Annotated in this window: 24 protein-coding genes and 1 tRNA gene; 20 read left to right on the forward strand and 5 right to left on the reverse strand. The window is 25.6% G+C overall.

Features of this window, described 5'->3' with window-relative positions; genetic code table 4:
• Nucleotides 1-15 precede the first annotated feature (15 nt).
• The 11 genes from AACL01_RS00860 (at nucleotide 16) to AACL01_RS00910 (ending at nucleotide 10686) form a co-directional block, all read left to right on the forward strand.
• The gene (locus tag AACL01_RS00860; protein WP_339022997.1) at nucleotides 16-1245 is read left to right on the forward strand and encodes a DnaD domain protein; all 1230 of its coding nucleotides are present in this window, start codon (nucleotides 16-18) and stop codon (nucleotides 1243-1245) included.
• On the forward strand, nucleotides 1245-2108 hold the full coding sequence (locus AACL01_RS00865) for an ATP-binding protein (protein WP_339022999.1): 864 nt from the start codon (nucleotides 1245-1247) through the stop codon (nucleotides 2106-2108). Before AACL01_RS00860 ends, AACL01_RS00865 begins: the two co-directional genes overlap by 1 nt.
• Complete coding sequence (locus AACL01_RS00870; RefSeq protein WP_339023001.1) at nucleotides 2108-3466, forward strand: Sapep family Mn(2+)-dependent dipeptidase; 1359 nt, start codon at nucleotides 2108-2110, stop codon at nucleotides 3464-3466. The genes AACL01_RS00865 and AACL01_RS00870 overlap by 1 nt, the downstream gene beginning before the upstream one ends.
• Nucleotides 3467-3578: 112 nt before the next feature.
• Nucleotides 3579-4289, forward strand: a complete 711-nt coding sequence (locus AACL01_RS00875; RefSeq protein WP_339023002.1) for an ABC transporter ATP-binding protein — start codon at nucleotides 3579-3581, stop codon at nucleotides 4287-4289.
• On the forward strand, nucleotides 4282-5256 hold the full coding sequence (locus tag AACL01_RS00880; RefSeq protein ID WP_339023004.1) for a hypothetical protein: 975 nt from the start codon (nucleotides 4282-4284) through the stop codon (nucleotides 5254-5256). The genes AACL01_RS00875 and AACL01_RS00880 overlap by 8 nt, the downstream gene beginning before the upstream one ends.
• A 169-nt stretch (nucleotides 5257-5425) precedes the next feature.
• On the forward strand, nucleotides 5426-5923 hold the full coding sequence (locus AACL01_RS00885; protein ID WP_339023005.1) for a hypothetical protein: 498 nt from the start codon (nucleotides 5426-5428) through the stop codon (nucleotides 5921-5923).
• Nucleotides 5924-6062: 139 nt separating this feature from the next.
• Nucleotides 6063-6434: a hypothetical protein gene (locus AACL01_RS00890; RefSeq protein ID WP_339023007.1), complete on the forward strand. Its 372-nt coding sequence runs from the start codon at nucleotides 6063-6065 to the stop codon at nucleotides 6432-6434.
• A gap of 63 nt (nucleotides 6435-6497) precedes the next feature.
• Nucleotides 6498-7208, forward strand: a complete 711-nt coding sequence (locus AACL01_RS00895) for an ABC transporter ATP-binding protein (RefSeq protein ID WP_339023008.1) — start codon at nucleotides 6498-6500, stop codon at nucleotides 7206-7208.
• A gap of 117 nt (nucleotides 7209-7325) precedes the next feature.
• Complete coding sequence (gene gap, locus AACL01_RS00900) at nucleotides 7326-8339, forward strand: type I glyceraldehyde-3-phosphate dehydrogenase (RefSeq protein WP_339023009.1); 1014 nt, start codon at nucleotides 7326-7328, stop codon at nucleotides 8337-8339.
• 141 nt (nucleotides 8340-8480) lie between these two features.
• Nucleotides 8481-9677 carry a phosphoglycerate kinase gene (locus AACL01_RS00905; protein WP_339023010.1) on the forward strand — a complete coding sequence of 399 codons (1197 nt, stop codon included), beginning with the start codon at nucleotides 8481-8483 and terminating at the stop codon, nucleotides 9675-9677.
• Between the two features lie 91 nt (nucleotides 9678-9768).
• Entirely contained in the window at nucleotides 9769-10686 is a 918-nt protein-coding gene (locus tag AACL01_RS00910; protein ID WP_339023011.1) for a hypothetical protein, read from the forward strand.
• Nucleotides 10687-10727: 41 nt separating this feature from the next.
• On the opposite strand, the gene AACL01_RS00915 is transcribed toward AACL01_RS00910, so the two are convergent.
• The 3 genes from AACL01_RS00915 to def form a co-directional block, all read right to left on the reverse strand.
• Complete coding sequence (locus tag AACL01_RS00915; protein WP_339023012.1) at nucleotides 10728-10883, reverse strand: hypothetical protein; 156 nt, start codon at nucleotides 10881-10883, stop codon at nucleotides 10728-10730.
• A gap of 64 nt (nucleotides 10884-10947) precedes the next feature.
• The gene (locus AACL01_RS00920) at nucleotides 10948-12708 is read right to left on the reverse strand and encodes a ribonuclease J (RefSeq protein WP_339023014.1); all 1761 of its coding nucleotides are present in this window, start codon (nucleotides 12706-12708) and stop codon (nucleotides 10948-10950) included.
• A 155-nt stretch (nucleotides 12709-12863) separates the two neighbouring features.
• The gene (gene def / locus AACL01_RS00925) at nucleotides 12864-13457 is read right to left on the reverse strand and encodes a peptide deformylase (RefSeq protein ID WP_339023015.1); all 594 of its coding nucleotides are present in this window, start codon (nucleotides 13455-13457) and stop codon (nucleotides 12864-12866) included.
• A 56-nt stretch (nucleotides 13458-13513) separates the two neighbouring features.
• Here def and rsmD point away from each other — a divergent pair, with 56 nt between their 5' ends.
• Genes rsmD through AACL01_RS00965 form a run of 8 tightly spaced genes read left to right on the forward strand, consistent with a single transcriptional unit; the run spans nucleotide 13514 to nucleotide 20165 of the window.
• The gene (gene rsmD / locus AACL01_RS00930; RefSeq protein ID WP_339023017.1) at nucleotides 13514-14077 is read left to right on the forward strand and encodes a 16S rRNA (guanine(966)-N(2))-methyltransferase RsmD; all 564 of its coding nucleotides are present in this window, start codon (nucleotides 13514-13516) and stop codon (nucleotides 14075-14077) included.
• A 2-nt stretch (nucleotides 14078-14079) separates the two neighbouring features.
• Nucleotides 14080-14937: a guanylate kinase gene (gene gmk / locus AACL01_RS00935; RefSeq protein ID WP_339023019.1), complete on the forward strand. Its 858-nt coding sequence runs from the start codon at nucleotides 14080-14082 to the stop codon at nucleotides 14935-14937.
• On the forward strand, nucleotides 14937-16199 hold the full coding sequence (locus AACL01_RS00940; RefSeq protein ID WP_339023020.1) for a transcription antitermination factor NusB: 1263 nt from the start codon (nucleotides 14937-14939) through the stop codon (nucleotides 16197-16199). Before gmk ends, AACL01_RS00940 begins: the two co-directional genes overlap by 1 nt.
• Nucleotides 16200-16244: 45 nt before the next feature.
• Nucleotides 16245-16997, forward strand: coding sequence for a PP2C family protein-serine/threonine phosphatase (locus tag AACL01_RS00945; RefSeq protein ID WP_339023021.1), 753 nt, complete (start codon nucleotides 16245-16247; stop codon nucleotides 16995-16997).
• 9 nt (nucleotides 16998-17006) lie between these two features.
• Complete coding sequence (locus tag AACL01_RS00950) at nucleotides 17007-18047, forward strand: serine/threonine-protein kinase (protein ID WP_339023022.1); 1041 nt, start codon at nucleotides 17007-17009, stop codon at nucleotides 18045-18047.
• The gene (gene rsgA, locus AACL01_RS00955) at nucleotides 18040-18891 is read left to right on the forward strand and encodes a ribosome small subunit-dependent GTPase A (RefSeq protein WP_339023023.1); all 852 of its coding nucleotides are present in this window, start codon (nucleotides 18040-18042) and stop codon (nucleotides 18889-18891) included. The genes AACL01_RS00950 and rsgA overlap by 8 nt, the downstream gene beginning before the upstream one ends.
• Nucleotide 18892: 1 nt before the next feature.
• On the forward strand, nucleotides 18893-19555 hold the full coding sequence (locus AACL01_RS00960) for a ribulose-phosphate 3-epimerase (protein WP_339023024.1): 663 nt from the start codon (nucleotides 18893-18895) through the stop codon (nucleotides 19553-19555).
• Nucleotides 19548-20165: a thiamine diphosphokinase gene (locus AACL01_RS00965; protein ID WP_339023025.1), complete on the forward strand. Its 618-nt coding sequence runs from the start codon at nucleotides 19548-19550 to the stop codon at nucleotides 20163-20165. The genes AACL01_RS00960 and AACL01_RS00965 overlap by 8 nt, the downstream gene beginning before the upstream one ends.
• Before the next feature lie 32 nt (nucleotides 20166-20197).
• On the opposite strand, the gene AACL01_RS00970 is transcribed toward AACL01_RS00965, so the two are convergent.
• Together AACL01_RS00970 and rpmB are read right to left on the reverse strand one after the other, a co-directional pair.
• Nucleotides 20198-20280, reverse strand: a tRNA-Leu gene (locus AACL01_RS00970).
• A gap of 62 nt (nucleotides 20281-20342) precedes the next feature.
• The gene (gene rpmB / locus AACL01_RS00975; protein ID WP_339023026.1) at nucleotides 20343-20540 is read right to left on the reverse strand and encodes a 50S ribosomal protein L28; all 198 of its coding nucleotides are present in this window, start codon (nucleotides 20538-20540) and stop codon (nucleotides 20343-20345) included.
• A gap of 119 nt (nucleotides 20541-20659) precedes the next feature.
• Between rpmB and AACL01_RS00980 the strand changes: the two genes are divergently transcribed.
• On the forward strand, nucleotides 20660-20989 hold the full coding sequence (locus tag AACL01_RS00980; RefSeq protein WP_339023028.1) for a hypothetical protein: 330 nt from the start codon (nucleotides 20660-20662) through the stop codon (nucleotides 20987-20989).
• Nucleotides 20990-21011 lie beyond the last annotated feature (22 nt).

Here is a 21011-nt window from a genome sequence, read left to right on the forward strand (position 1 = left end):
AAAGGAGTAAGAAAAATGAATTCATTTGAATATAAAATTTCTGCAAAAAATAGAATTGAATATGTTGATGAAAAAGTTCTTCTTTACCTTTATCAACCAATTGTTGGTTCATCTGCAATAACGCTATATAAAATTATGATTCACGAAATGGATCTAATAAAAATGTTTAAATCAAATGTGTATTTAAAGTTGGACAGATTAATTAAATTATTGTCATTTAAAGACAATGAAGAGTTTTTCGAAAATGTTAAAAAACTTGAAGCTATGAATCTTATAGAAACAAAAAGAAATTTTAAAACTAATAAAATAATTTTTAATTTATTATCACCAGTTGATGAGTGTGAATTTTTTGATAATCAACTTTATAGTTCTTATTTGTGCAAGAAAATGGGTAATGATAATTTTGAAATTAATCAATTCATTTTTAGAAATGATAACCTTACAGAGCCAGATGATTTTTTAAATACTACAGAAAACTTTGCTGACATATTTTCTGATGCTTTAATTGGTGATGTAATTGCAGAACAAAAAAATATTAAGCCATCAAAATTTAACAAAATATTTAATAAACAATATGAAGATTTACTTATCCTTGCAACTAAATATAATTTAGAAAATGTTATTAATGAAGGTGTTGTTAAAAAAGTTATTAAATCAGCGATGGATGTTTATACTCTAGACAATGATGATTACATAAAAATTATTCAAGAATTACAACTAAATCAAAATAATAAATTTGATAAAAATAAATTTAATGATTTATGTGTTCAATATCAAAACAATTATAAAATTGAAAGTGATAACAAATCTTATTCAGAAATAAAAAGAACTAAATTAGCTAAAAAAATGGTTGAGTTAAGTACAGAAGATTCAGAAAATTATGCAAAACTATTATTAAAAATGCATTCTTTATCAGAAGATATTACAAACATGATTGCTAATTTACGAAACAATTTTTTATTAGATGATTCATTAATTAATGCAATTATGGAATTCTCATATTATAAAAATGATGGAAAAGTTGTTCCTAACTATCTTTACAAAATAGCAACAACAATTAATGATAAAAATATTACAACTCTTGAAGATGTAATGACACATTTAAAAGGTGCTTACAATGGCAAAAAACGTCAAACTAAAGTATTTGCAAATATAGAACCGCTAGAATATGATAAAACTAATGTTAACTATAAATCTAATCCAATATTAAGTGATGAAGAGTTGTTAAACTGGGATGGTGAATAGTGGTGGATTTAAATGACATTAAAAAAAATATTGCAGTTCAAGATTGCATCAAAAAATTTAACATAACTGATGAAAAACTTTCTTCAATTCCCGTTATGCGCGTTTTAACAAGATTTATTAAAACATTTACATATTGTGATAAAGAAGAACCGTTGGTAAACTGCAAGCAAATAATTCCTGGAATTCAAGAATGATTAACATTTGAAAACGGCAACTTTTATATTGTTTCAAAAAAATGTAAGCATTGAGAATTTGAAAACCCTTATCATTTAATTGAAAAATATGTTTTATATAGTGAATTCAATTTAATAACTAAAGAAATTGATATTGCCCACTATATTAAAAAATTAAACCAAGAAAAAAATATTGATGAACAAAGAAAACATTTTTTAAAAACCTTTATTGAAACAAAAGATAAAAAAGGAATATATTTGTGAGGTTCTATAGGGGCTGGAAAAACCTATTTGTTAAAACTATGTGCAGTTTATTATTTAAAAAAAGAAAAAACAGTTACTTTTATTTCAATTGGCGGACTTGCAAAAAGTATTAAAGATTCATTTGCTTCAGATGAAAATAAATCAAACTTAAATAAATGTTATAAAGCTGATATTTTGTTTTTAGATGACTTAGGTTGTGAACAAGAAACTGATTGATTTAAAGATGAAATATTATTACCATTATTAAGTTTTAGATATGAAAATAAATTGTTAACTTATTTTTCATCGAATTATTCAATTGAACAATTGAATAGTAAATGATCGGCAAAGAGAAAAAATGATTTAGTTCCAGTTAATCGATTAATTGATAGAATTAAAGCTTTGGGAAAAGAATCAGAAATAAAAGGAAATTCAAGGAGATACTAATGAAAATAGATAAAAAAGAATTAATGGAAAAATACTTACCCGAAATTAAAAAAGAAATTAAAAATTTAGTGGCAATTTCAAGTTATAAAAGAGGTCCTAAAGGATCACCAGTTGATAAGGAGGTTGAGCAAGCTTTAGATTATGCTTTGAATTTAGCTAAGTCATTTGGCTTTAAAACTTTTAAAGCAAAAGATGCAAGATATGGTTATGCAGATTTTGGTGATAAACCAGAACTGTTCGGAATCTTATGTCATTTAGATGTTGTTCCTCCAGGAGACTTAAATGAATGAAATTCATCGCCATTTGAAGTAATTGAAAAAGATGGCAAACTAATTGGTCGTGGTGTGTTTGATGACAAAGGGCCAACAATTATAAATTTATATGCAGTTAAATGTTTAATTGATCATGGTTTTGAATTTGACTACACAATTAGATTTATATTTGGAACAAGTGAAGAAACTACATGAGAATGTATGGAAGCATATGTTAAAAATGAGAGATTAGTAGATCGCGGATATGTACCTGATGGAAACTTTCCTGTAGTTTATGCTGAAAAATATATTGCCGACATGGATATTGTTTCTCAAGAAAAAGCAGACTTTGAATTAAAAGGTGGCGAAATTTACAATGTTGTTTGTGATCTAGTTAGTTTTGTAGGACCACAATTAAACAAATTACAAGAATTTATAAATAATGATAAAAAAAATAATTTAAAAACTTATATCAAAGATGGCAAGTTATTTGTTAAGGGAAAATCAAGTCATGGAAGCTTACCACAATATGGAATATGCGCTTCAACTTATACTTGTTGAGCATTAACACAAATTGGTGTTAAACACCAATTAGTTAATTTTATTGCAAATAACTTTTGAGGTAATAATGAGTTAAAACAATTCTTTGGAGAAACCCAAGATGAGACTGGAACATTAACATGATGTAATGGAATTATTAATATTGATTCACAATCATCTAGATTTACTTTAAATTTTAGAATTCCTTGTGTTAAAAATACAACAGATACAATTGTTGAACCTATGAAAAAAATTCTTACAAAAGAAGGATTTGAATTTAAATTAATTAAAACTGAAAATAGAATTTATCAACCAATTGATGGTGAAATAGTTACAAAAATTATGGATGTTTATAAAGAAGTAACTGGTGATCAAAATGCTAAACCAATTGCAATTGGTGGGGGAACATTTGCTAAATCTATGCCTAATTTATTGGCATTTGGTGCTGAATTTGATAATACAAATTCAACAATGCATACACCTAATGAATTTTTACCGCTAAGTGATTTGGAAAAAATGTTTGAAATATATGTTAAATCATTAATTAAATTAACCAAAAAAGACTAACTAAGTCTTTTTTGTTTTCAATTGTAATATAATATGACTATATAAAATAATATAATTCTTGGCAAAACATAGTTAAATTTTATCTAAGCATTAAAAAAATAAAGGGATTTTTATGATAGAGGTTAAAAATATTACTAAAAAATTCACGCCTACTTCAGGAAATTTTAATATTTCTTTTAATGTAAAAAAAGGCGAAATTTATGGAATTCTTGGACCAAATGGTTCTGGTAAGACTACATTAATAAGACAATTTTTAGGTTTTATAAATTCAGATGCTGGTGAAATAATTGTTAATGGTATTCAAATTAAGAAAAAGGGTTTTGAGAAAGTTTTGCGCGACATTGCCTATGTTCCTGCAGAAACTTCAACCTTTGATAACCTTTTGGCAAAACAATATCTAAAAATTGTTGCTGAATTAAATGGCAATGTTAAAAAAAGATATGTAGATCAATTGATAAAATATTTTGAATTAGATGTAAATACAAAAATTTCAAAAATGTCTCGTGGAATGAAACAAAAAACTTTTATAATTGCAGCTTTAATGCAAGAATCTAAAATTTTAATTTTGGATGAACCAAGTAGTGGTTTAGACCCTGTTATGCAAAAGAAATTTGTTAACATAGTTAAAAAACATAATTCCTTATATGGAACAACAATAATTTTATGCTCACATATTTTTGAAGAGGTTGCGAACTTATGTAATAGAGCAGGTTTTTTGAAGCATGGAAAATTAATTAAAGAAACTTTTGTTACTGAAGGAAATAATAAAGAAATTTCAAATGAATTTGACAAGTTATTCGAAGATGAGGTTTCCCATGTTTAGCAATTCAAAAACAATTTTTACACTTTTTAAGTGACATTTAAAATTAAATTATAAACTAATTATTTTTTTAATTATTTCATTTTCTTTGCTTTTTGCATTGCTTTTATATTTTTGAACACTTTTTTCAGATGCACATGACGTCTTTTTTAAGGATCCAAACTTAGATAATGAAGATGGTACAAAAAAATATCATTATTTAATAAATGGTTTTTCAAAAAGTTCATTTGTTATTTTTGGACAGCTTAGTTATTATTTTTATGCATTGTTTGGTTTTATAATAATTTCAATTTCTTCAATATGTTTTACAAGCAAATTATTTTTAAAAGAACTTGAGGGAAAAATTATTATTTGATTAATGAGTGGTGTTTCTAAAAAACAATTAATAATTATGAAATTTTTAACAATTCAATTTATAAATATTTTAATAATTTTTGTGCCTGTAACAATTTCTGTAACTATTTGTCTTCTTTCAGAACACGATGATGAAATTTATAAAAGATTTTTAATAATGATTGCTAATTTTATTTTGTATGTAATTGCTATTGCATCAATATATTTTTCATTATCAATGATATTTATTAAAAACACAACTTTATTTCTTTTAGTATCTTTTATCTTTTATTTTTTAACAATAGTATTTACAATTACATATTTCATTGCATACATAAAAGTTTATTCACCACAAAATGCTGGTGGTGATTCAGGGCCTTTTTGATCTGGTCTGCTTAAACTTAAATATGTAACATATCCATACCTATTTACAAATCTATTTCCCGTTGATATTGAATTACAAACACCTCAAAATTTAGCTAGTGAAATATTTAAACATAGACATCAAACAAAATTAAATTTAAAACCTTTTGATTATTCAAAAGTGCTTAAAAAAGACATGATACTTTTCTCAATAACAGCAACTCCTTACTTATTAATATATTTAATTGCTGAAAAAAATGATTATCAAATATAAAGTTAAAATTATTTTTTTGTATTTTTTATATAAAAATGTTATAAAATATTTTGTATAGAAAAGAAAAAATTAATATTAATACTTTTTTGATTTAATATACTTGAGTGATAATTTCAATTATAAATGTTGGTCAATACTTTATTAATTTATTTATAAAAGGAAATATTAAATGTTTAAAAATCAAAAAAAATTATTAAAAATTTTAAAATGAAATATTTTGTTAAATAAAAAAATGATTATATTTTTTACAATACTTTTTACTTTAATACTATTATTTATGACAATTATTTTATTTCTCGCATCACAAAGTTCACCACTTTTAAAAAAGCCAACTATGGCAGCATGGTATTGTATAAGAATTATTTTTGAAAATAATAAAGACCATCATAGTATTTCTTCTGTTAGTGGAAATGCAATGTCTTTTGGAGAGTTAAGTTATTTTTTCTTTTCAATTGCTGGATTTATTTTGTTATCTTCATCATCAATATATTTTGTAAATAAATTATTTTTAAGCGAACTTAAAGGTAAAATTTCAATTTGATTAATGAGTGGAGTTTCTAAAAATGGTTTATTAATTATAAAACTATTAACAATACAGATTATCAACTTAACAATTGTTTTTCTTTCGATGTTATGTTATTATTTTTGCTTTAAAAGGAGAACATAATAGTGACGAAATTAAAAGATTATTTTTAACGATATTCAATTTTATTTTTTATGTGATTATTATTACATCAATATATTTCATAGTGGGACTTATTTTTATTAACAAACCAATTTTGTTTTATATAGTATCGATATTGTTTTTGGCTTTTACAATAATAACAACATCTATGTATACAATTTCAAATATATTTATATTAGGTTCAACCGATCCAAACAAATTTAAAGGAACTATTTTAGGTAAATTACTAAAACTTAAATATATTTCTTATCCATATTTATTTGAAAATTTATTTTCATTCCATAGTCTCACTGAACAACAACAACAAGAGATAAATTCTTTTTTAAATGATAATAGAACAGGAAGTGGAGATATATCAAAGGTTTGGAAAAAACCTTTGGAAAAAATAAATACTTCAAGAATTATTATTAAAGACTTAATTTTTTTATTGATAGGATTAATTCCCTATCTCTTAAGTTATTTTATTGTTGAAAGAAAAGATTATAAATTATAAAATAAAAAAATTTTATTATTAAAAAAATAATTTTAAAGTCAAAAAACAAAGTAAGGATTTTATATGATAGAAATTAAAAATATTACCAAAAAATTTACATCAACTTCAGGAAACTTTGATATTTCCATATCTGTAAAAGATGGAGAAATATATGGAATTTTGGGTCCAAATGGTGCCGGTAAAACAACATTAATAAGACAAATTTTAGGATTCATGAATTCAGATTCGGGAGAAATTGTAGTTAATGGAACGCAAATTAAATCAAAAGGTTTTCAAGAAGTGTTGAATCATATTGCATATATACCAGCAGAAACAGAAACTTTTGATGAATTAACAGCAAGAAAATATTTTAAAATTATTGTTGATCTTAATTCAAATGTTAAAAAAGAGTATATGGAACAATTAATAAAATATTTTGAGTTAGATATAAATGTTAAAATTTCAAAAATGTCTCGAGGGATGAAACAAAAAACATTAATAATTGCGGCCTTAATGCAAAAAACAAAAATATTAATACTTGATGAGCCAAGTAGTGGTTTAGACCCTGTTATGCAAAAGAAATTTGTTAACATAGTTAAAAAACACAATTCTTTATATGGTACAACTATTGTTTTATGTTCTCATATTTTTGAAGAAGTTGCTAACCTATGCAATAGAATTTGTTTTTTAAAAAACGGCAAAAATATTAAAGAAACTTTAGTTACTGAAGGTAACAATAAAGCAATAGAGCAAGAATTTGATGAGTTGTTTAAAGATGAAATATTTGATATTTAAAATTATTAATTATAAAACTAAAAGTCTTTTTTTAATTTATATAACTAAAAAAACAAAATGTTATATAATTAGTTTATGAATAACTCAAAAGGTTAGCATAAATATAAGGAGAACAAAATGAAAAAAATCGCTATAAATGGTTTTGGTAGAATTGGAAGATTAGCTTTCAGACAATTATTCCAAATGAAAGACATAGAAATCGTTGCTATTAATGACTTAACAAGTCCAGCAACATTAGCATACTTGCTACAATATGATTCAGCACACAGAGGATTCCTAAAAGGAAAAGTTTCTGCAACTGAAGACAGTATAGTAGTTGATGGTAAAAAAATTAAAATTTTAGCAGAAAGAAACGCTGCTGATTTACCATGAGGAGACTTAAAAATTGACTTAGTTGTAGAATGTACAGGATTCTATGCTGATAAAGAAAAAGCTTCAGCACACATTAAAGCAGGAGCTAAAAAATGTATAATTTCTGCACCAGCTACAGGAGATTTAAAAACTATTGTTTATGGTGTAAACCACAAAACTTTAACTAAAGATGACTTAGTTGTTTCAGGTGCATCATGTACAACAAACTGTTTATCACCAATGGCTAAAGTATTAAATGACGAATTTGGTATTGTTAAAGGTTTAATGAACACAATTCATGCTGTAACTAATGACCAAAGATTATTAGACTTACCACACAGTGATTTAAGAAGAGGGCGTGCAGCTGCATGAAATATTATTCCTTCAAAAACTGGAGCTGCAGCCGCAGTTGGTAAAGTATTACCTGAATTAAATGGTAAATTAGATGGATTAGCATTACGTGTTCCAGTTATTACAGGTTCAATCGTTGACTTAACTGTTGAATTAGAAAAAAATGTAACTGTTGAAGATGTTAATAAAGCTGTAAAAAATGCTGTTGCTAAAGATAAAGACTTAGCTAGAGCATTAAACTATGTTGAAGATCAAATTGTTTCATCTGATATTATTGGTTCTACATTTGGATCAGAATTCGATTCAACAATGACAAGAGTTATGACAGTTGATGGAAAACAATTAGTTAAAGTATTTGCATGATATGATAACGAAAATTCATTTACTTCACAATTTGTTAGAACAATTTCTCACATGTTAAGTTTATAATTTAAAATTAAAAAACCTTTATTGGTTTTTTTTTTTTTTTTTAATAAACGAGCATTTATTACATAATGCTCGTTTTATTGATTTATATACTATTTTTGTGCTAAAAATGTTAAAATACTATTAATATATAAGGAGTTAAAAATGAAAAAAACATTAAAAGATATTACTTTTAAAAATAAAGTTGCTTTAGTTAGAGTGGACTTCAATGTTCCAATTAAAGATGGAAAAATTACAGATGACAATAGAATTCAGGCAGCATTGCCTACTATAAAATTCTTAATGAAAAAGAAAGCAAAAATTGTGTTATTTTCTCATTTATCAAGAATTAAATCTGAAGAAGATAAAAAAGCAAAATCTTTAGCACCAGTTGTTGCAAGATTAAAAGAATTATTAAAAAAAGATATTAAATTCATCGCCCAAACAAGAGGTGAAGAATTGGAATCAGCGATTAAAACAATGCAAGCAAAAGAAATCGTTGTATTTGAAAATACTAGATTTGAAGATGTTGTAAATGGTGAAGTTGTAAAAAACGAATCAAAAAACAATGCTGAATTAGGAAAATACTGAGCTTCTTTAGGTGATGTATTTGTAAACGACGCTTTTGGGACTGCTCACAGAGCACATGCTTCAAACGTTGGAATTGCTTCAAATATTGAAGAAAGTTGTGTTGGATTCTTAGTTGAAAAAGAATTAACAGCCTTAGCTAAAGGGATTGATAATCCTACAAAACCATTTGTAGCAATTATTGGTGGAGCTAAAGTTTCAGATAAAATTGGTGTTATTGATAACCTGTTAACAAAAGCAGACAAAATTTTAATTGGTGGAGGAATGGCATATACATTCTTTAAAGCACAAGGACACAATATCGGTAAATCATTATGTGAAGAAGATAAAGTAGAATTGGCTAAATCATATTTAGATAAAGCAAATGGAAAAATTATTTTACCAGTTGACTCAGCAAACAATACTGATTTTAAAGATTCACCAGCAACATTCTCTGGTGTTGATCTACCAGATGATGTAATGGGATTAGACATTGGACCAAAATCTATTGAATTATTTAAAAATGAATTAAAAGGTGCAAAAACTGTTGCTTGAAATGGACCAATGGGTGTATTTGAAATGGAAAACTTTAAAAAAGGTACAGTTGGAGTTTGTGAAGCAATTGCAAACTTAAAAGGAGCCTTTACATTAATTGGCGGTGGAGATTCAGCAGCTGCCGCAATTCAATTAGGATTCGCTAAAAAATTCACTCATATATCTACAGGTGGTGGAGCATCACTTGAATATATGGAAGGTAAAGTTTTACCAGGAATTGAAGCAATTCAAGAAATTTAAGAAAATAAAACCACCCCTTAATCAAAAGGTGGTTTTTATTTAAGTTAGATTTCTTTAAACATTAATAGTATAATATTATGGAGGTGAAAAGATGAGATACGATTTATCAAGAACAAGGTTCTGATTAACATTATGTAATTTTGTTGGTTTAATTATTTCAATATTTACATTAGCAATGATGTTGTTTGGTCTACAAACAATATTAGACAAAGCTGATAGCTATGAAGGAATAAATACTATTATATGAGTATTTGTTATAGTAGCATTAATATCAGCAGCGTCTATTTATTTGCAAATTGTACTTATTAGATTTATTAGAACTTCAACAGATGAAGAATTAATTGGTAATAGATATATTCTTGCTTTATTCTCATTAGGTTTAGGTGGCATTATGACACCATTTATGTTAACACAAATGCCAAATGTAGATTCAGAGTCAAAAGACAATCCAAGATATACATTATCTAAACATTATGGAATGGCTGCACTAATTGGTGGAATATCAGCTATAGCATTCTTTTTCTTAATGAAACAAAAATATCATTCAGAATTAGAATTTACTAACGCTTTTGACATTAAAGCAACAGGAGTACAAATAGTATTAGCAATTTCAGCGGTTTCATTTGTTTGAGGTGCTCTAACAGTTCCTTTATTTTGAACTAAAGGTGCTAAAGCAAGATTTGATGCACAAGAAGGAATGTTATATAACTTAATGGCATTCGTTGCAATAATTAACTTAATTGTTGGAACTCTTGTACTAGTTATGTTAATGGTTAAAGCTTTTATAAACTTATTAAATGCAATTAGCAGATTATTTGAATCACGTGGTGGTTTTGATATGTTTATAGCACTATTAAATTTAGTATTTGTTATTTGATATGTAACATTTATTATTTCAATTGCTGCTCAAACAATCAAAGGAATCTGAAGTAAAAATAATGTTGTTGCTTACAAAGTTTATACAAAATTTGATGAAGCAAAACAAAACAGAGAATATAACAATAGATAATAAATAAAATAAAAAAGAACCAAAAGGTTCTTTTTTATGTTTTATTTATGGTTTTTACAAATATAAATGTCATCAGGATCACTATTGGCAATTCCTTGTTGCATTTTACTTAATAAAATTGGGTTAATTTTATTTTTTGGATCATTTTGCATTTCTGCTAAACATTTAAAACATTTATTATCATATTCTTTTTTCATTTGAAACTCCTACTTATATTTTACCAATTTAAGGCAACAAAAAAACAGCATCTGCTGTTTTGTTTTATTTTTTAATAGGTGTATCAGTTTTTTTATTTAAAATGACTGGAATAATTAAAGGATTTCTTTTTTTGTGTTTAAAAATATATGGTGATAAAGATTCACGAACTGCATTTTTAATTCCTGCAAAAGTAGTTTTTTCTGAATTTAAAACTTCATTAACTGCATTTCCAACTATTTTAATTGAATCATTTATAATGTTAAAACTATCTTTTACATAGAAACATCCTCTAGATAAAATTCTTGGTGGATAACACATTTTATTGATTTTTGAATCAATAGAAACTACAACTAAAATCATTCCTTCTTTAGAAAGAATAGTTCTTTCCTTCATAACAGTTGCAGATTTTCCGGTTGTATCTTTTCCATCAATAAATACTGCTTCAACAGGAATTCGTTTTCCAAGAGATGCTTGTTGATTTTGCAATAGTATTTGATCACCATTGGCAACAACAAAGACATTATCTTTTGGAACATTTACTTTTGTGGCAGTTTCCCCATGAGTTTTTAACATTCTATATTCACCATGCATTGGCATAAAGAAATGTGGTTTTAATAATGAAAATAATAATTTTTGTTCTTCTTGACTGGCGTGTCCAGAAGTATGAATTTTATTAGTATCACTATTTTCAATTACAGTTGCTCCTAATTTAGTTAATTTGTTAATTACATTTTCTACATCAGCTCTATTTCCAGGAATAGGTGATGAAGAAAAAATTATTGTATCACTAGGGATAATTGAAATTGCTTTATGTTCTTGACGAGCCATTCTTGAAAGGGCGGCCATTGGTTCTCCTTGAGAACCTGTACAAATAACCATAATTTGATTTTTAGGATATTTATCAACATCTGTTTGTTTTATAAATAATTTTTCATTAATATCCAAGTGACCCAATTCTCTAATTACTTTAATAATTTTTTCAAGTGATCATCCAACAACCACAATTCTTTTAGAATATTTATTTGCAAGTTTTATAATTTCTTGAAAACGGTGCACATTAGATGCAAATGAAGCGATTACAACACGACCCTTAGCTTTTAGAATGTGATTTTCAATATTAGAAATAACTTTTCTTTCACCAAGAGTATAACCTTCAACTTCGGCATTAGTTGAGTCGGCCATTAATAATTCAACTCCTAATTCACCAAATTCTGCAATCCTTTGTAGGTTTGCTCTATGCCCTAGAGGTGTTCAATCAAATTTATAATCACCAGTTGAAAAGATTGCGCCATTAGGTGTGTTTACATAAATTCCGAAAGCATCAGGAATAGAGTGGTTAACCGCTGCAAACTTAATATCAAAATGTTTAGTTTTATAAACATCATCTTCAACATATTCTTTAACAATTGTTTGATATTTGGGCTTAGCGTCTTTTAATTTTTCTCTTATTAATGCTGCTGCTAATTCAGGTGCATAAATAACAGGAATTGGCATTCTATCTAATAAATAAGGAATTCCACCAATGTGATCTTCATGACCATGAGTTATAAGTAATCCTACAACTTTTTCTTTGTTTTCAACTAAGTAAGTATAATCGGGAACAATTGCACTAATTCCTAATTGAGTCTCATCAGGAAATTTTACACCTGCATCAATTATCAATATTTCATCATCATATTCAACACAATATGTATTTTTTCCAACTTCTTCTAATCCACCTAAGGCAAAAACCTTAGTAGCAATATTATTATTTTTTATTTTTTGTCTTAAAATAGTTTTTTCAAAACTACCAACTTTCTTAATTGGTAAATCTTTATCTTCCATATGTCTCCTTATAAAATTACAAAAACACATTAATTATTAATATATATGATTAATTACTCAAAAAATTGCTAAAAATAATACGTGTTTGTTTTATTAATATTAGTATAAATCATTTATTGAAAATTAACAAAAAAAAGTTAAATACAACTTTAACTTTAAATTTCTATTCAATCTTCTTCAAAATATTCAGGATCTTCTTTGTTGATATGGTCATAATATAGTTTACCAATTATATGATCATATTCATGTTGAAACACAATTGCTGTATATCCCCTTAAAATCATGACATAATTTTTATCTTTTAGATAGTCATAGAATTCCACTTCGATTTTGTAGTTTCGTGGAACAACACCACGTCTATCACCATCAACACTTAAACAACCTTCACCACCTTTTAAATAAGTTAGTTGTTCACTTCTAGCTGTAATTTTACAATTGACAACAGCATATTCGTCAATTGTATTAACTTCATCTTCTCAACAAATTTTAATATAAAACATGTTTTTATTAATTCCAATTTGGGGGGCCGCTAATCCAACAGCTGGTCTTAAGTGTTCTGGAGTACCTTCGGGAGCATTTAATTTTTCATCTTGAGAAAAATTTACAAAGTCAATTAACTTTTTCATACAAAGATCATCTTCTTTATTCATTGGGTATTTAACATCAGGACTTGTAGCTCTAATTATTTCAGGATTGTTATCTTTTGTAAGTCACTTATTAGTTGGTTTTTCTTTAGATAAAAACTCCATAATTAATCCTTTCTAATTTATAATCATTAATATAATTATATATTATTGAGGTTTTAATGAAAATAATTTCTGGGAAATATAAGGGAAGAAAGTTAGTTGCACTTGAAACAAATGACACAAGACCCACACTTACAAGGGTAAAAGAAGATATTTTTAATGTACTAAATAGTTATTTTATTTTTGAAAATAAAACATGTTTAGATTTATTTGCTGGAAGTGGATCATTGGCGATTGAATGTATTTCAAGAAATATTAAGTTTGCCTATATCAATGACAACAATTCCTTATTACAAAATGTGATTAAAGAAAATCTAAAAAATATTCCTGAAATACAATATTCAATTTTAAACAAAGATTATCATGAAGCATTAGATTTTTTAATAAATAATAATATTAAAATTGATTTATTATTCTTAGATCCACCATATTCACAATTAGAAGTTTATAATGAAGTAATAAGTAAAATCTTAGAAAATAATATGTTAAATAACTATGGGATCATTGTTTGTGAATCTAGTCTTAATTGAACATTAAATTCTTTTAATAACCTTGTATTGTTAAAGAATAAAAAATATAATAAACTACAAATAAATATTTTTAGATTAGAAGTGGAGAATTAGACATGGCTAAAGGTAAAATTATAATTGTTTCAGGTCCTTCCGGAGTTGGAAAAGGTCGAGTAAATACCGAATTAATTAAAAACGAAAAATTAAATTTGTCATTTTCAATTTCTATGACAACAAGAGCACCAAGAGTTGGTGAAATTCATGGCGTTAATTATTTATTTGCGTCAAAAGAAGAATTTGAAGAAGAAATTAAAAAAGATGGTTTTATTGAATACGCTGAATTTTTAGGAAATTATTATGGAACTCCAAAAGCAGAAGTATATAGACAATTGAATCAAGGAAAAAATGTTGTATTAGAAATAGAAGTTATTGGTGCAACCCAAGTATTAAAAAAAGAAAAAAATGTTGTTTCAATTTTCTTAATGCCGCCAAACTTAAAAGTTTTAGAAAATCGTCTTAGAACAAGAGGAACAGAAAGTGAAGCAATAATTAAGGAACGATTAAATAAAGCACTAGCTGAAATTCCGCTAAAGAAAAAATATAAATATGTAATTGAAAATGATGATGTAAATGTTGTTTTGGCCAAAATTGAAGATGTTTTATTAAAAGAAAAAGCAGTTAGAGGTTCAAAAGAACCAAGTCAATATGAACAATTAGTTAAAGACATTCAAAAATTTATTGATAATAAATATAATTTCTTTATTGCTGGTTGAGAAGAAAATTTAAAAAGAAACCAAATTAAAATTCCTGCAAATGTTAATTTAAATAATCACTTAATTAAATTTTTAGCAGATAAAATTTATGATTATGTTTTAAGAAATGAAGACATAAAAATTTTAAAAGACCCTGAATTTATTGACAATATAGCAGAATACTTTTTATTAGAAGTAGACTTCTTTAAAGTAAGACAATAATGAATACAAGACTAACAATAGTTAAAATTTTAATTGATGTTTTTAAAAATAATAAATTTTCAAATGTTCTTATAAATAAACTATTTAAAAATTCAAATCCCAATGATGAACAGGATTTGAATTTTATTGTTAACTGTGTTTATGGAACAATTCAAAATAAATTATATTTTGAAGAAATTGCGAGTCAATTTATTAACATTAAAAAAACTAAAATTGAAGCACAAATTATTTTGTTTGAAGCGTTGTATGAAAAAATTGTTTTGGATAAACCAGATTATGCAATCGTTAATAATTCTGTTGAGACAACAAAAAAAATCAATTTTCATTTAAGCGGCTTAATTAATAAAGTTTTAAAAAATATATTTACCAATCTTGAAACACTAAAGACACTTTCATGAATAAAAGATGAAGATAAAAAAAATATGATTAAAAATTCAATGCCACTTTGATTGGGACAAAAAATAATTGATCAATACGGAAAAGAAACATTTTTAAAACTTGCTAATGATATAAATAGAACACCAAATAATTATTTTATAATTAATTTTAAATTAATAACTAAAACTGAATTTATGAACAAATATCAAGCACAATACAATATCGTGCCGTCATTGCTCTCTAATGAAGTTTATTTTATGAATAATTCAGTTGTAAAGACAGAATTTTTTAAAAACAATGAAATATACATTCAAGATGTAACAAGTACCTTAGCAATTAAAAAATTAGCTCTAAAAAATGAATCAATAATTTTGGATATGTGTTGTGCTCCAGGGGGCAAATCAGTTGTTGCTTCAATGTTTTCAAATAAATCTAAAATCATCGCAAATGATATTAACGAAACCAAAAAAAATTTAATTATTGAAAATTTTAAAAAAGCTAAGATTGAAAATTATGAATTAATTATTGGTAATGCTTTAGAACTTGATGAATCTCAATTATATGATGCCATTATTTTGGATGCTCCTTGTTCAGGATATGGGTTAATTAAAAGAAAACCAGAAACTAGATATCATGAAATCACAAATGATTATCAAGATTTATTAATGTTACAATCTAAACTTTTAGAAAAGGCTTATAAATTATTAAAAGTAAATGGTAAATTAGTTTATTCAACTTGTACAATTTTTAAAGAAGAAAATGATAATCAAATTAATAACTTTTCAAAAAAATATTCAAATATGAAAATTGAATATCAACAACAATTTTTTGGTTTTGAAGAAAATAATAATGGTTTCTTCATTTGTGTAATGATAAAAAATTAATACTTATATAATTATTTAATTTATAATTAATTTAGTAGGTATAAAATGAAATACAATTTTACAAAATTAACAGATGTAGGAAATTATAGAAAGAATAATCAAGATTATCTAGATTTTGTTACTAACTCAAAAGGTGAAGCGTTAGCAATTGTGTGTGATGGTATGGGTGGTCATGCGTTTGGTGAAGTGGCATCAAAAATTGCAGTTGAAGAATTTGTTAAATATTTTAATAAAACAGAGTTTTCTAAAGTGGAAAATCCAGAAGAATGACTTAAAAGTTCAGTTGAAAGAATTTTAGAAGTTATGATTAATCATGCTAATAAAAAACCAGAAACATTAGATATGGGAACAACATTAACTGCAGTATTGTTTGTTAAAAATAGAGCCTTTAATATTAATATTGGTGATTCAAGAACATATAAAATTGAAGATGAAGAATTGGTTCAAATTTCAGTTGACCAAAACTTATGAAATCAAACTAATGATCAAGAAAAAGAAGCTGCTAGAAAAACAAATTTATATGCCAAAATGAATGAGGCTACATTTTGAAAAGTTTTAACAAGTGCACTGGGTCCTAACAAATCATTAAAAATTGACATAAAAGAAATTGAAGATCCTAAGGGAATTTATATGTTAACAACTGATGGAGTTCATGATTATATTGATGAAGAAGTAACTGCTTCAACATTATTGAACACATCATTAAAATTAAAAAAGAAAGCATATTTTATTGTTGAAGATGCTAAAGATAATATTTCAACAGATAATTTATCAATCTTAATTGTTGAAGCAAAATAGAGGAAAACCATGAAGTATGAAAAGGGACATTTAATTGATGATCGTTATGAAATAATATCTAAACTTGGCAATGGGGGAATGGCCGAGGTTTTTAAAGCGCTTGATACTGTTAACAACAAAATTGTGGCAATTAAAAAAGTTAATGAAGAAACAATTGTTAAAAAACAATCTCGTGAAAGATTTGATATTGAAAAAGAATCTTTTGCAAAATTGGGATTAAATCCTTATGTTGTGAAATTATATGATGTCGTGCAAACAAAAGATGAATGAATCATTGTTTTAGAATGTGTTGATGGTGGAACATTAACTGAATTTTTAAAACGCTTTGTTAACATGAATAAAAATGAATTCAAATACTTTTTTAAACGTTTAAGCATTGCTTTAAAAGATGCTCATAAATTAAAAATTTTTCACCGTGATATTAAATCAGATAATGTTCTTTTAACAAAAGATGGAAATGTTAAATTAGGAGACTTTGGAATTTCATTTATTGAAGGATTTTCAAGTGATGCTAGGGGAGAAATTATTGGGACACCCACATATATGGCACCAGAAATGTTTAATAAGCAACCAGTGTCAGAAAAAACAGATATTTATTCATTGGGGATTTTAATGTATTATGCTGCTACTGGTGAATTACCATTTACTAACTTTATTCCAAATAAAAAGAATGGTTATCGATTTATTATTAAAAAACATGTTATGAATAAACCTTTAAGACCATCATTGATTAATCCTTTATTAGATTCAAAAATAGATAATATAATCATGAAAATGATTGAAAAAAATCCTGTATATCGTTATGAAAATATGGATATGATTATTAAAGAAATTGAGTCAATCACTAGTGAAAAAAGTAATGATAAATTATACAAATATCATAAAAAATCACAAGTTCTTGGAAAAGGAAAAACAACAAATATTAAAGTTTTAGATGACCTAGAAAGTATTCCATTTGCAAGTAAAAATAAATACTTTATTATTTTATGCTCAATGTTTTTGTTTTTTGTATTTTGTTTTATAGGAGCAATCATTGTTAAGTATGCATAGAGTTATTAAAGTAAATAAAAAAAGCTTTAAAGTTTTTCTAGACAATAAAGAAGTTGAATGTTTTTATAAAGGTCAAAATCTTTGAAATAACCATAAAATTTTTGTTGGTGATTTTGTCGAAATTGTTCAAAAAGATGATAAATATATTCTGGAAAAAATTCACGAACGCAAAAATTTTTTATATAGACCAAATGTTGCTAATGTAGATCGAGCAGTTATTGTTACTTCTTTAGAAAACAGTGCAAAAGACACCTTTATACTAAATAAATATATTAGCTTTATTGAATTAAATAATATTAAACCAGTGCTTTTGTTTACAAAGAAAGATGTAAAAAATGATATTTTTTTTAACATTGCCAATAATTATAAAAAGTTAAACTATGCAACATTTTTTATTTCAAATAATCAAATAGATAAAGAATATGATTTGTTTAAAAAAGAAATAAGTAATGGTTTAAATGTTTTCACAGGATTAACGGGAGCTGGTAAATCTACAACCTTAAATAATATTTTGAATAATCAAATTCAAAAAACTCAAGAAGTATCTGAATATACAAAAAGAGGAAAAAACACCACAACTTCATCAGAAATATTTTTATATAAAGATGGATTTATTATCGATACTCCTGGTTTTTCATCATTTGAGATAAAAGATTTTACTAAACTTGATATTGCTCGTAGTTATGGTTTTTTAAAAGATAATTTTAATAAATGCAAATTTAAAGATTGTTTGCACACCCCCGAAACACCAAGTTGCTTTATAATTGAATTTGTTAATAATAATGAACATGTCAAAATAATGTATGAAGATTATTTAAAATTAATTCAAGAGGTAAAATATTAATATGAAAAAGGGAATTTCATTAAGCATTTTAAATGTTAATTTTTTAAATTTAAAACAAGAGTTAGAAAAATTTAAACAATTTGGAATTGAAACATTACACTTTGATGTTATGGATTTTCATTTTGTGCCTAATTTATCATTTGGTCCAAAAATTTTAGAAGATATAACCAAAGAATTTGATTTTTATATTGATGCCCATATGATGGTTGAAATTAAAAATGATTTTAAAAATGTAGTTAATGTGTTCAAAAATGCTAAGGTAAATCAAATGACTTTTCATATAGAAGCGTTTTCAAATCAAAAGATTATTCAAATAATTGAATATTTAAAATCTCAAAATATTGCCGCTTCTATTGCTATCAAGCCGCAAACAAACATTACAGAAATAATTAATTTATTGCCACTTGTAGATAATGTTTTAGTAATGAGTGTTGAACCTGGCTTTGGTGGACAAGCATTTATTCAAAGGGTTATTGAAAAAGTGGAAAAATTAAATCAAATTAGAAATGATAATAAATACAAATATACAATTCAAATTGATGGCGGGATTAATGATCAAACTTACAAAATTGCCAAAACAGCTGGTGTTGATAATTTTGTTGTGGGTAGTTTTCTTGCAAACAAAGATGACTTTAGTGAAAGGTTAAATAAATTTTATGAATAAAAATGTTTTAATTTGTTGTGCAAAAAATAAATTAAATTTTGATAAATTTCTAAACTTTAGTTTTATTGGTGTTGAAGGTGGCGCTATTGATTTGTTAGCTAAAAAAGTATCGCCAGAACTATTTATTGCAGACTTTGATAATGTTTCAGAAGAAGAATTTGATTTAATAAAAAAATCAGGAATTGAAACAATTGTTTTAAATCACAATAAAGATTTATTAGATGGTGAAGAGGCAATTATTGAAGCGCTTAAAAGAGGGGCAGAAAATATAACAATGGTGGTATCTCCCACAAGAAGAATGGATATGAATATTAGTCATTTGCACTTTATCTATCAATATAATTTAAAAATTATAAGTGACAATAGTTTTTTATTTAAATTAAACAAGGGTATTAATGAAATTGATTTTAATAAATACCAAGATTATAAATACATAAGTTTTATTTCAAAAGACAATGACACTAAAATTACTTTAAAAAACTTTTTGTATAATGCAAATGATTTAGATATTGCAAATTTATCAACATGAGCGTTTTCAAATCAATTTATTCCTTATCAAAATGGAATCGTACAATCAAACAACGAGATAATAATTATTTTCTCAAAATAAAAAAATCGGAGTAATCCGATTTTTTTGTCTAGTGGTGCCCCCTGTCGGGGTCGAACCGACACGGTTTCCCGGCAGATTTTGAGTCTGCTGCGTCTGCCAATTCCGCCAAGGGGGCATATAAATAAATTATATTATTAAACAAAATAAAAAACTACACAAAATGCAGCTTTTTATTCTTTACATTAATTCTTCATTTTTCTTTAAAGTTTTTAAAGTTCTTGCAGATACTTTAATAGTCATAACTTTACCTTTTTCATCAGTAACTTTAATTTTTTGTAAATTTAAATTTCATTTTCTTTTTGTAGCATTTAAAGCATGAGATCTAGAATTTCCAGATAATGCTTTTTTGCCAGTAATAAAGTCTTTTCTAGCCATATATTTCACCAACCTATATTTTGAATACTTAATAATAATAACAAAAAAAAATATTCTTTTTGTTTTTTTTTTAAATAATATAAAATAATATGTAGGTAAAATGTTTCAGGTAAAATTTAATGGAAAAAAATAGACACAAAATATTAGAAATAATTAAGGAAGAAGTTTCAAGGGTTCCCGGAGTATCTTCTTTTGCAAGATTTGATTCTGATGAAAAAGGATACGCTACAACTGACAAAGTTGAAGAAGCCGTGGAGTTTTTTAAAGACGACTTTGAAAACAAAATAATTATTCATGTAACTATATTAAGCAATATTAATATTAAAAATCTTGCTGAAGAAGTTCAAGAACATTTAAAATTAAGAATCGATAAACTACTTGATTATATTGATGAGTATCAAATCGATCTTTACGTTGAGGGCATAAAGTCTAAAACATTGAACAATTAACATATAAATAAATAGGAGTATA

Source organism: Spiroplasma endosymbiont of Crioceris asparagi (assembly GCF_964020035.1).
Lineage (GTDB): Bacteria > Bacillota_I > Bacilli_A > Mycoplasmatales > Mycoplasmataceae > TIUS-1.